13 protein-coding genes are annotated in these 11,467 nt (G+C 62.4%); 4 read left to right on the top strand and 9 right to left on the bottom strand.

Annotated elements, in window-relative coordinates; all coding sequences use genetic code 11:
* Positions 1 to 22: 22 nt before the first annotated feature.
* Genes LX70_RS16470 through LX70_RS16460 form a run of 3 tightly spaced genes read right to left on the bottom strand, consistent with a single transcriptional unit; the run spans position 23 to position 1,345 of the window.
* On the bottom strand, positions 23 to 337 hold the full coding sequence (locus tag LX70_RS16470) for a TrbC/VirB2 family protein (RefSeq protein ID WP_105515904.1): 315 nt from the start codon (positions 335 to 337) through the stop codon (positions 23 to 25).
* Between the two features lie 5 nt (positions 338 to 342).
* Positions 343 to 1,053 carry a lytic transglycosylase domain-containing protein gene (locus LX70_RS16465; RefSeq protein ID WP_245885116.1) on the bottom strand — a complete coding sequence of 237 codons (711 nt, stop codon included), beginning with the start codon at positions 1,051 to 1,053 and terminating at the stop codon, positions 343 to 345.
* A complete protein-coding gene (locus tag LX70_RS16460; RefSeq protein WP_105515902.1) occupies positions 1,025 to 1,345 on the bottom strand; it encodes a hypothetical protein in 321 nt (106 codons plus the stop codon). The genes LX70_RS16465 and LX70_RS16460 overlap by 29 nt, the downstream gene beginning before the upstream one ends.
* A 169-nt stretch (positions 1,346 to 1,514) precedes the next feature.
* Between LX70_RS16460 and LX70_RS20890 the strand changes: the two genes are divergently transcribed.
* The 3 genes from LX70_RS20890 (at position 1,515) to LX70_RS16450 (ending at position 3,585) form a co-directional block, all read left to right on the top strand.
* Positions 1,515 to 1,817, top strand: coding sequence for a hypothetical protein (locus LX70_RS20890; protein WP_146111631.1), 303 nt, complete (start codon positions 1,515 to 1,517; stop codon positions 1,815 to 1,817).
* 60 nt (positions 1,818 to 1,877) lie between these two features.
* On the top strand, positions 1,878 to 2,522 hold the full coding sequence (locus LX70_RS16455) for a hypothetical protein (RefSeq protein WP_105515901.1): 645 nt from the start codon (positions 1,878 to 1,880) through the stop codon (positions 2,520 to 2,522).
* Positions 2,523 to 2,739: 217 nt separating this feature from the next.
* Entirely contained in the window at positions 2,740 to 3,585 is an 846-nt protein-coding gene (locus tag LX70_RS16450; RefSeq protein ID WP_105515900.1) for a hypothetical protein, read from the top strand.
* A 280-nt stretch (positions 3,586 to 3,865) separates the two neighbouring features.
* Here the strand turns inward: LX70_RS16450 and LX70_RS16445 are convergent, their stop codons facing one another.
* From LX70_RS16445 to LX70_RS16420, 6 genes are all read right to left on the bottom strand, one after another.
* Positions 3,866 to 7,018 (bottom strand): efflux RND transporter permease subunit, encoded by a 3,153-nt coding sequence (locus LX70_RS16445; protein WP_105515899.1) that lies wholly within the window; start codon positions 7,016 to 7,018, stop codon positions 3,866 to 3,868.
* Positions 7,015 to 8,463, bottom strand: a complete 1,449-nt coding sequence (locus LX70_RS16440) for an efflux RND transporter periplasmic adaptor subunit (protein WP_105515898.1) — start codon at positions 8,461 to 8,463, stop codon at positions 7,015 to 7,017. The genes LX70_RS16445 and LX70_RS16440 overlap by 4 nt, the downstream gene beginning before the upstream one ends.
* Positions 8,460 to 8,855: a FixH family protein gene (locus LX70_RS16435; protein WP_105515897.1), complete on the bottom strand. Its 396-nt coding sequence runs from the start codon at positions 8,853 to 8,855 to the stop codon at positions 8,460 to 8,462. Before LX70_RS16435 ends, LX70_RS16440 begins: the two co-directional genes overlap by 4 nt.
* A 526-nt stretch (positions 8,856 to 9,381) precedes the next feature.
* Positions 9,382 to 9,708 carry a YnfA family protein gene (locus LX70_RS16430; protein ID WP_197647731.1) on the bottom strand — a complete coding sequence of 109 codons (327 nt, stop codon included), beginning with the start codon at positions 9,706 to 9,708 and terminating at the stop codon, positions 9,382 to 9,384.
* Positions 9,705 to 10,127 carry a MerR family transcriptional regulator gene (locus tag LX70_RS16425; RefSeq protein WP_105515896.1) on the bottom strand — a complete coding sequence of 141 codons (423 nt, stop codon included), beginning with the start codon at positions 10,125 to 10,127 and terminating at the stop codon, positions 9,705 to 9,707. Before LX70_RS16425 ends, LX70_RS16430 begins: the two co-directional genes overlap by 4 nt.
* Before the next feature lie 425 nt (positions 10,128 to 10,552).
* On the bottom strand, positions 10,553 to 10,993 hold the full coding sequence (locus LX70_RS16420; protein WP_035714088.1) for a MerR family transcriptional regulator: 441 nt from the start codon (positions 10,991 to 10,993) through the stop codon (positions 10,553 to 10,555).
* Between the two features lie 89 nt (positions 10,994 to 11,082).
* Here LX70_RS16420 and LX70_RS16415 point away from each other — a divergent pair.
* Positions 11,083 to 11,467, top strand: a 385-nt coding sequence (locus tag LX70_RS16415; RefSeq protein WP_245885115.1) for a heavy-metal-associated domain-containing protein, incomplete at its 3' end; no start/stop codon positions are given.

The following is an 11,467-nucleotide window of genomic DNA, read 5'->3' as shown; positions in this document are numbered from 1 at the left end:
CCGACCTGTCGCCAATCCCGCCTCAGGGGGCCGCAAAGCCGTCGATGATGGTTGCGGCCGAGAAGACGAGGACCACACCGAAGAAGATGGCAAGGAAGAGGGGCCAGTTCAGACGACCGGTGAACATCATGTAGCCGGCAGCCACGACGGCGAGGATGGCGATCAGCCGACCGATCGGGCCGGTCAGCGCATCGACCACGGTCTGAAGCATGTTCTCCAAGGGGTCGAGGTTCTGCGCGAGAGCGGGCTCCGCGAGCATCGCCGCGAAGGGCAGGGCCAGCAGAAGGGTGTGCAAAGCCAGGCGCGGCAATCGCGCGCCGAAAAAATTGCGGAACATGTGGATTACTCCGAACTGAGGGTTGCGTTGGTCAGCCGCAGAACCTTGGCCACATGGCCCTCGGTTTCGGCGTAAGGGGGAATGCCGCCATAGTCGCGGACCGCTTCGGGTCCGGCGTTGTAGGCAGCGAGTGCAAGATCGGCGGCGCCGAAGTCCTCAAGCTGTGCGAGGAGATAGCGGGCCGAGCCGTGGAGGTTGTCTTCCGGATCATGGGGATCGACCCCGAGCAGATCGGCGGTTCCTGGCATCAGCTGACCCAGGCCGATGGCCCCGACCGATGAGCGCGCATTCGGATTGAAGGCGGATTCCACGGCGATGTTGGCCCGGAAGAGCGCGAGCCATTCCGTCCCGGAGAGCCCGGCCGCTTTCAGCGCCGGATGGCGGAGGTAGTCGTCGCCGACGTCGAGTATGAGGTGCTCGATCTCGGCCGATCCACGCGGACCCCTGCCTTTCTGGGTGGTGCCATAGGACGCAAGTACAAGGAGACCTTCGTCATCAGCATCGGCATCAGCTTTATCTGTGAACTCGGCACCGTTCAGATCGCCGCGTTTGGGAAGCTCTTTGCCAAAATCGAGAACGCTGGCCCGAACCCGCAAGTCCTCTGTCCCTGCCCCCAGATCAATGACCTCGGCCACGGCACCTTGTGCGGCCATGAGCCAAAGCGCCAGCCCTGCGCCGCGGGTCAGATCAGGGAATGGGCTCCACCGCTGCGTCATGGGTCCAGGTCACCTTCTCGCCCTTCTTCAAAGGAACGGGGACCGTGGTCAGACCCAACTCGACCGCGAAGGAGATCAGACCGGTGACGGTCTTGAACTCCCGGGGTTCGAGCCCGCGCGAGATCACCAGAAGGGCTGTCTGATCGCCAAGGCGCAACTGAATGCGCCAGGTGCCTTGCCAGACATTGAGAACCTTCTTTGCGTCCTCGACACAGAGGGCTTCGACGATGCCGCCTTCGGTTAGGGCCTCCTTAAGTCCGGCCTGCAAGATCACCGGGGTCAAGTTCCTCATGGGTTGGCACCTTCCGAAAGCAACACGCTCACGGCAGAACATAGTGCATGTTGCGCTGATGAGAAACATGTCGTCGCACAACGTGACGGCACCACTAGCGGTAGAATCCTATTGCGTCAATAGCGGTGTTTTGCAATTTATGCACATGTTTTGAAACCCCGGACCGCGGATGCCACCTCTCACCTCAAGCCGAACACGCCTCGTCGCCGCCGCCCTGCTCACAATCCCTGTCTGCGGGGTCGCTCATGCTGCGACGGCACTGGACTGCCTGCCGCCTGTCCCGCCCGCGCCGGTCATGGATGCCGCCACGCGTGCCGAGTTTCGCGTGGAGCTCGGGCAGGAGTTCACGGCCTATTTCGATGAGGCGCAGGCCTATCTGCGCTGTCTGGATGCCGCGCGAGCAGAAGTGTCCGAAGAGATCAACCGCGCGATCCGCGACTATCAGGCGCTCGGCACCGAGCCCGACGGTTGACCTCGCCAAAACAAGCCTCCCTGCTCCTTCCCTTCAGGCTCTTTCACAAGGAAACCAGTAATGAACTCTCTACGAGCCGCGGCCGCCGTCGCAGCGACCGCAGTCTCCCTATCGCTTGCGGCGCCGGTTGCCGCCTATCCCGTCGATTGTGCAATCCTTCTCTGCCTTGCAGGCGGCTGGCCGGCTTCAGCGGAATGTGCCCACGCCCGTGCTGTCTTCATCGCTCGGATCACGCCTTGGCCGGTCGAGCCGCCGCTGCAGATCTGGAACTGCCCGATGCGGGCATCTTTGAACCGCGAGAAAGCCCCCATGGAGCGGCTGTTCGAGATCGCGCTGCGTGAGGGAAGAGAGCAACTTCACGAGTCCTGGGGCGAGAGCCCTGCCGAGCTTTATCTGGTCCAAGACCGGGCGGACGTCGACATTTCCGATCCGGCTTACGACTTCGTGCGCTCAATCCATGTCTTCCAGGTCGAATACCGGCGACATCGCAACAGGGACGGTGACTGCAACACCTGGTCGACAATCCGCGAGGGGACCTACGGCGAACAGGGTGACTTCGCCTGGGCGCGGTCCACGCCGGCCCGGGTTCCGTCCGCTTCAGCGTTCCGCCCGGGGACTAGCTGCTCTGACTATTGGTTCCGCGGCGTCTTCGTCGACTGGACCGACTACGAGGGCACCTACGGCTTCGAGGAGGTGCGCTACTGATGACCTGACGTGCCAGCCTGATCTCAAACGATCGAAAGACTAAGACCCCCAAAAACAGAAACGACGCCAGACCATAGGCCCGACGCCGCACTGATTTCCTCGTGGTAGTGGGAATTTAGCGCGAGCTTTGGGTCCGTTCAACCGGCAAATGCCTTTGCCGGAACGAAATTTCGCACACCTCACGGTCTGGTGTCGCCCAAAGACGGAACGACACATCATGGAACTCACGACCGGCGCCATTCTGCGCCGCATCACGGAAACGCCGCTCTCCACGGCGGCGCACAAGCTCGCGACGATCATCCTCGACGGGATCGCCTGGAAGGATGGCTACACCGGGCTGGAGCGCGGAACAGCCGCGTTCACGCTGGCGCAGCTCGCCGAAAAGATGGGGGTTTCGCGGCAGCATTTGACGGCGCTACTGGTCGAGCTCGCTGCGTCAAGCCTGGCACTTGCCCGGTGGAAGCCGAATGGCAAGTTCGCGCCTTGGCTGTTCAGGTTCGGGGGACAAGAGGATACCGATGCGTCGCCAGATGTCGTGTCAGCCTCAGGCGACACATCACTATCAAGAGAGTCTAAGAACAAAACTTACTTTGTGGGAAGAATTGAGATCGCCGCGGGAACCAACGTCTATCGCACACCTTGGGCCGAGCTGATCAAAGCCGCGAAGGAATCGCTCGCCTGCTGGAACGTCGACACGCAGGTCATCTGGGAGCGCTTCCTTGCCTTCAACAGGGCGCGTGGAAATGCACGCGTTCCTGCTGGATACTTGCTCGGCTTCATGCGCCGCTGGCGGACCCACCCATCAAGTACGGCTCCAACATCTTCATCAGCGCCGGAACCGCAGCGCAAAGCAGATCCCACGATGCTAGAGCTTCATGACCAGATACGGGCCGCCCCAAGTTCCAATCGGCAGTTTCATGCGTCGGATCTCTGCAGGCTGATTGGGCAGGCTGCTTATGAGGCTCGAGTCGTCGATACTGTCCAGCAGTTTGGATGCCCTAGGTTCGCTGCAGCCCTCGCGGTGCATGGACAGGCAGTGTTGGCAGGAGAGATATCAAAATGACGCTCAATCATGGCCAAGGCCGCAGCTCCGCGAGCGTGATCAGAAGGCAAGACCGCAAAGAGCGCGCCGGTTTTTTCATGGAGAGGTGTCGACTGAAGATGAAAGTCGTGTGCCACCGAGGCGAATATTCCGGCCGGAAACATAAATGCGTTTCAACAAACGCTGTTGTGAAAGCCGCGAATGACTTTTCAAGAGTAAACTCGAAACTTCAGGCGACCTGTTCTCGTGAGAGCCATGCTGCCAGCCCCGTTGACAGTCACTGTCATGCGCTTCTTCAGCGCTACAACCCCACGATAGAACCTTTGATCTCCTTTCGTTCATCCCGAGCTAGCCCGCGCCCCTTTATGAGCGCATAGACTGCCGGGATCACGACCAGCGTCAAGATCGTCGAAGACACCATGCCGCCGATCATCGGCACTGCGATGCGGCTCATCACTTCGGACCCGGTGCCGTGTGCCCAGAGGATCGGCATCAGGCCCGCCATGATGGCCACCACCGTCATCATCTTGGGCCGGACCCGTTCCACCGCTCCGACCATGATCGCGGCGTCTAGATCGGTACGGGTGAAGGAGCGGCCCGAGCTGACGACGTCGGCCCTGCGTTCGGCGAGGGCATGGTCGAGGTAGATCAGCATGATCACCCCGGTTTCTGCCGCGACACCGGCCAGTGCGATGAACCCGACGGCCACCGCGACAGACGTGTTGAATCCCATCCACCACATCAGCCACACGCCACCCACCAACGCGAAGGGCAGCGACAGCATGACAATCAGCGTTTCGGTCAGGCGGCGAAAATTCAGGAACAAGAGTAGGAAGATCACCGCCAGGGTGACCGGCACCACGATGGCCAACCGCGCCTTGGCACGTTCGAGGTATTCGAACTGTCCACTCCAGCCCAACGAGTAGCCGGGCGGCAGCGCTACCTCGCGCGCCACCGCCGCCTGCGCCTCGGCGACGTAGCCGCCCAGATCGCGGCCTGCGATATCGACGAAAATATATACCGCCAACTGCCCATTCTCGGTGCGGATCGACGTAGCTCCGCGTGCCCGCTCCACCTTGGCCACCTCACCCAAGGGCACGGTTCCGCCACCGGGCAGCGCCACCTGCACTTCGCGCGCGATGGCATCGGGGTCTTGCCGCAGCGCCGCCGGATAGCGCAGTGCCACGTTGTAGCGCTCGCGCCCCTCCACGGTCTGGGTGATCGCCTCGGCCCCCAGCGCCATGGCGATGACTTCCTGCACATCCCGGATGGACAGGCCGTAGCGCGCCATCCTTTCCCGGTCGGGCACGATATCGAGATAATAGCCGCCGATCACCCGTTCGGCATAGGCGCTACTGGTGCCAGGAACGTTGCGCAGAACCGATTCGACCTGCCGTGCGATTGCCTCCATCTCGGTCAGATCGGTGCCGAAGACCTTGACCCCGACAGGGGTGCGGATTCCGGTCGCCAGCATGTCGATGCGGGCGCGGATTGGTTGGGTCCAGACATTCGAGACACCGGGGAATTGCAGGGCGGCGTCCATTTCGGCGCGAAGGCTTTCCATCGATACGCCGGGGCGCCATTCGTCTTTCGGCTTTAGCTGGATGATCGTCTCGAACATCTCTGTTGGCGCGGGGTCGGTAGCAGTCATTGCACGGCCTGCTTTGCCGAAGACTGTCAGGACTTCGGGAAAGGTGCGGATGATGCGGTCCTGCATCTGCAAAAGTTCCGCCGCCTTGGTGACGGACAGACCCGGCAGCGTGGTCGGCATGTACATCAGCGTGCCCTCGTCCAGTGCCGGCATGAATTCCGACCCCAGCTGGCGCGCGGGCCAGACGGTGGCGACAAGCGCCATCAGCGCTAGAACGATTGTGAACACCCGCGCCCTGAGCACCCATGCAATGACCGGACGATAGAGCGCGATGAGGATGCGGTTCACCGGGTTTTTGTGTTCCGACACGATCCGCCCACGCACGAAGATCACCATCAACGCAGGCACCAGCGTGACCGACAACAGCGCCGCCGCTGCCATGGCGAATGTCTTGGTTGCGGCGAGCGGGCCGAACAGACGCCCCTCTTGCCCTTCCAGCGCAAAGATCGGCAGGAACGACACGGTGATGACGAGAAGGCTGAAAAACAGCGCCGGTCCGACCTCGGACGCGGCCTCGATCAAAACCTCGGCCCGCGGCTTGCCTGGCTCGGCGCGTTCCAGATGTTTGTGCGCGTTTTCGATCATCACGATGGCGGCGTCGATCATCGCACCGATGGCGATGGCGATGCCGCCAAGGCTCATGATGTTGCCACCGATTCCAAGCGCGCGCATGGCGGTGAAGGCCATGAGCAGGCCCACTGGCAGCATGATGATCGCCACCAGCGAGGACCGGACATGCAGCAGGAAGACGAACGTGACCAGCGCCACGACAAGGCTTTCTTCCAGTAGCGTGGTGCGCAGGGTGTCGATGGCGGACAGGATCAAGTTCGACCGGTCGTAGACGGTGACGATCTCCACCTCCTCGGGCAGGCCCTGCCGGATCTCATCGATCTCGGCCTTGGCATTGTCGATCACGTCAAGCGCATTGGCCCCGACCCTTTGCAGCACGATCCCGCTGGCCACCTCGCCTTCGCCGTCGAGTTCGGCGATGCCCCGACGTTCGTCCGGCAAGATCTCGACCCGCGCCACGTCACGCAACAGGACCGGCACGCCACCCTCTGCGCGGATCGGCACCATTTCCAGGTCGGCGATCCCCTCCAGATAGCCGCGCCCGCGCACCATGAACTCGAATTCCGACAGCTCGACCGTGCGCCCGCCGGTGTCCATGTTGCTGGCGGCGACGGCCTCGCCGATCTCTGACAACGTGACACCGAGCGCCCGCATCCGCACCGGATCGACGGTGACCGAGTATTGCTTGACGAAGCCGCCGACGCTGGCCACTTCGGACACGCCATCGGCGCGGCTGATGGCAAAGCGCATCACCCAGTCCTGCAAGGACCGCAACTCGGCCAGGCTGAGGTTCTCGCCCTTCAGCGCGTATTGATAGACCCAGCCGACGCCAGTGGCGTCCGGACCGAGGGCGGGTGTCACGCCATCCGGCAGACGCGCAGCAGCGGCGTTGAGGTATTCCAGAACGCGGGAGCGTGCCCAGTAGGGGTCCACCCCGTCCTCGAAGATCACATAGACAAAAGAGATGCCGAAGAACGAGAACCCCCGCACCACGCGCGATTGCGGCACGGTCAACATTGCCGAGGTCAGGGGATAGGTCACCTGATCCTCGACCACCTGAGGCGCTTGCCCCGGATACTCGGTCAGCACGATCACCTGTACGTCTGACAGGTCGGGAATGGCGTCGATCGGCAGAGTGCGCAGTGACCACAGGCCCGCCGCCACGGTGAAGACGGTCGCAAACAGCACCAGCAGTACGTTTCTGGCAGACCAGGCGATGATCTGGGCGATCATGGCTTCGCCTCCGGCGCGGAGTCGGGAGCTGCAAGGGCTGCAAGGGCCGCGTTGAGGTTGCTTTCCGCGTCAATCAGGAACGTGGCCGCGCTGACCACCACGTCGCCAGCCACAACTCCGCTGACGATCTCGATCATGCCTCCGCCCCTGCGCCCGACGATCACCGGCTCGGGCCGGAACCGGCCTTCGCCCAGATCAAGGATCACCACCTGCCGGTCGCGGGTGTCGATGAATGCGCCTTCTGGCACCTGTACGACCGGTGTCTGGTCCAGCATGATTTCCACGTCCGCGAACATGTTGGCGCGCAACAGGCCATCGGGATTGGGAAGTTCGATCCGCAACTTGGCCGTGCGGGTCAGCAGGTCGAGTTCAGGGTAGATGGTGGCGATCCGACCCGGCGTCGCTTCCTCGCCGAGGCCCTGAAAACTGACCCGCACCTCGGACCCCGGGACGATGTCCGTTAAAGCGGACTCCGGCACTTCAGCGATCACCCAGACGGTCGAGACATCGGCGATCCGAAAGAGGGTTTCGCCGGCCTCGGACATCATGCCTTCGACCGCCATCCGTTCCAGAACCACCCCGCTACGCGGGGCCATGATCGGGATGCTGACGGTTGTCTGACCTTCGATGGCAATCCGGTCAATGACCTCGCCCGGCACGCCGAGATTTTCCAGCCTTTGTCGCGCGCCCTCTCGCTGTCTCCCTTCTGACCGAACATCGGTCACGAACTGCGCAAGTGCCGATGCGATCTCTGGTGAGTAAATTGTCACCAGCGGCGCACCTTCGGCAATCGTGCTCCCGGTGGTCACATCCGCCACAGTCTCGATGAAAGCATCGGCGCGCAGCGAAATGACGCTGATCTTGCGCTCATCCAGCACCACGATCCCCGGCGCGCGCAGGGATGCGGCCAGCGGTGCCAGCACGGCCTCACTTGTCCGCACCCCGGTCCGTTGCCGTTTGCCGGGTGAGACAGTAACCGACCCTTCGTCACCATCGCCACCCTCATAGACCGGAATGTAGTCCATACCCATCGAGTCCTTCTTCGGCACCGGCGAGGTGTCGGGCAGACCCATCGGGTTGCGGTAGTAAAGTACGGTGCGCTCGCCCCCTTCCTCGGGGGCGGGCGCGGCGACAGGCTTGTCGGACGGGTCCAGCGAGATGTCCTCGCTGGACCGCACTGGCAGGAAGGCGCGGCCATCCGCTGTCACGGCTTCTGTGCCCGACCATTCCGGCAGCCCGTCCGGGTGGCGCCAATAGATGACGGCTCCGGTCGGTTCCGGTGCGGGCATCGCTGCGACATCGCGGCCCAGCAGCATGGAGACCTGCATCACGGCAGCGTCCTGCAGGCTACTGACGGTGAAGCCCCGCTCTCCAGCAGCCAGCCCGCCCCAGGCGGCGGCCCCTGCCACGACGCCGAGTGTCACCAATCTAGCCGCGCCGCTCATGGACCGGCCTGCAGCTCGATTTCGGCCGAAACGGTTTCAGGTTCGCCCTGAACCTTGGCCGCGACCGAGAACCTCCAACCGCCGGCCATCGTCAGATCGGTGGTAAAGCGGTAGTTTCCGGGCACGTCGGAGGGCATCGCCGTTACCGGCGTAGTCATCATTTCCATCCCGTCTGGGGCCATGTCCATGCGGGTTGCGTAGATGACAGCTCTTTCGACCGGCTTGCCGGTGCGAAGGTCGGTCAGCCGAACTTCGAGGATTGCGCCTGAGCCGACGCTGTGATCGGTGGAAACCAGATCGAAGCGATAATCCTCTGCGCCTGCCAAGACAGCGGACGAGGACACTGCTAGCGCAAGCACAGCGCCGCAGAAACCAGCGTAAGTCGTTTTCATAGGAAGTAACCCCATTGGATTGATTGAAGCCTTGCCCCGATCGCCCAAGAGGCGCGGGTGCAACCGGTATCATCTGCGCGTCAAGACACGCGGCGGGGTCAGGTGCGGGGAGGTCGCTTCAAGCCATCTGGTGGCAACCCGGACGGCGGAGGTTGCTCCGGCATCATCAGGGACACGATGGCCTCGGGAGAATTGAACAGCACTTCTGGAGTCTGCGGCAGGGCAAGGGACGGAACTCCGCACCGCATCATCATCATGCAAGCGGCACCACAGGCCGGATCCTCGGGGCAGTCGCCTTCGCAGCAAGGATCCGACACTGCGGCAATTTCGGCTGCAAGGCTGGCCGATGCCTCAAAGGCCGTGGCCCCAAACAGGGTCACAACCAACAGCAGAGCCAGAAATGATCTAAAAATCGCAGCCATTCGCCCTGAATGGCACAGCTCGGACGATCCGGCAACACACGTCCGATTGATCTTTCAACTGCGCAGCGGGTGCACATCCCAACTGGCAGGACGCCAAATGACCATCAGGTTCCTCTGGGAACCAGGAGGATGATTGCGGCACCTACGACGCAGAGAACCGCTCCGGTCACATCCCAGATGTCAGGTCGCTGCTTTTCGACGGCCCAAAGCCAGCCAAGCGAGGCTGCAATATAGACCCCACCATAGGCCGCGTAGGCGCGGCCAGCAAAATCGGAAGGGGCCAGGGTCAGTAGCCAAGCGAATGCCGCCAGACTGAGGAGACCGGGCACAAGCCAGAGGGCACTCGCACCCTGCCTCATCCAGGCCCAGACCGCAAAACAGCCGACGATCTCGGCCAAAGCGGCACTTGCGTAAACAAGGATCGTCATCATTTGACATGCCGTCCCGGCAGGCGAAACTCTCCGAATATCGCGCAGTCGGCGGCGGTTCCCGTCCTGCACCCTTCATCGCATCGAACGAGGATTGCGGTCAGGTCTGCCTCCAAAGCCTTCAGTTCCGCCCGTCTCGCACGCAGAGCGCGGATATGGTCCTCGACCACGGGGCGCGCTGTGGCGCAGGCGGATGCGGGGGCGTCTGCCGCAGTAAGCAGGTCACGGACCTGAGGTATCCCCAGACCAAAATCACGCGCTCGCCGGATAAACGCCAGTCGGGCGACATCAGCCTGACCGTAGGACCGTCTTCCAGCTTCGCTGCGCAAGGGTGCCGCCAGCAGACCGATGCTTTCGTAATACCGGATCGTCGGCGGCGTGCACCCTGACCTGTCCGCGAGTTGGCCGATGGAGAATGCCATCACACGATCTCCCCAAAATTCAACTTGCTCTTAAAGTAACTTGAAGAGCTAGACCACCTCAAGATGCAGATACGGAGGATCTCATGGTTTCGCGAAGACTTGTCATCACCGGAACAGTCGCGGCCTGCGCTGCCTGTTGTGCCCCGCTTGTCGTGCCTTTGGTCTGGCCTGCGCTCATTGCCGCCGGACTGGCTGGAACCGGGGGCTTAGTAAGCGGATGGCTGGCCAGCCTACCCCTCGATGTGATCTTGTGCAGTGCCATCGCGCTGGCCGTTCTGGCTGGCGGCGCGATGTGGCTTCGGAAACGTGGACGGCAAATGAAACAGGTTTCCAACCTTGCCGATGGTGCCCAATGTGACCTTGAAAGCTGTGGACCTGAACGCAAGAAGGCGGCCGCCACATAAAGCACGCGGCAAGAGGCTCACCTATTCCAGATGGTCTGCGTGCGGATGACAATGATCGGTTGCGCAATGGGCGTGATCTCCCAGCACCTCGATCACCCGGCAATCGGCGATCTTCCCGCCTGCACATTGCACGACCATGCGTTCCAGTTCGGCCTTGAGCGCGGTCAGACGCGCCAGGCGGCTTTCAACCTCAGCTAGCTGCGCCCTGGCGATGGCGTCGGCGGCGGCGCAAGACTGATCGGGCCTGTCCGACAGGCTCAGAAGATCGCGGATTGCTTCGAGCGTAAAACCCAGACCGCGGGCGTGCCGGATGAACGCTAGACGCTCCAGCGCCTTTCGGCTGTAGAGCCGCTGATTGCCCGCGCTACGTTCGGCCTCTGGCAAGAGGCCGATCTGCTCGTAGTAGCGGATCGTCGGAACCTTCACACCGGCAGCGTCTCCCAATTTTCCGATGGTCAGCATCACATTCCCCTTGAAGCTCTAGTTGCTAGAGAACTTAGGTTCCTGATTCGATAAGGGCAACTGTCCGCTTCCGGGCAGGAGGGAAGACGATGTCGGGTTCAAAAAGCGAAGAATTCTGCGACTGGACCGTGTCCGGTATGGACTGCGGGTCCTGCGCGACGAAGATCAAGGATGCGGTTTCGCGTTTGCCCGGGGTGAGCGATGTCCAGGTCGCGATCATGTCGGAACGCCTGCGTCTGACGCTGGATGAGGCGCAGACCGGACGCGACAAGGTCGAAAAGACCGTGCGCGCCCTTGGATACGGGATCGAACCCCGCAAGGCGGGCGCGAAGAAGGACTTCATGCTGCCCGGTGCCGCCAACAAGGCCGAAGACGAGGACGCCGCGGACCACAGCCGCGACGATGGCCACGATCATGCAGGGCACGACCACGGTCCGGCAGCGACGGCCAGCGCAAAGAGCGACGATTCCGGCC

This window comes from Albidovulum denitrificans, from assembly GCF_002973535.1.
In the GTDB taxonomy this organism is placed as follows: domain Bacteria; phylum Pseudomonadota; class Alphaproteobacteria; order Rhodobacterales; family Rhodobacteraceae; genus Albidovulum; species Albidovulum denitrificans.
Note: the sequence above shows the minus strand (reverse complement) of the source record. Positions and strands in the feature narration are given on the sequence as shown.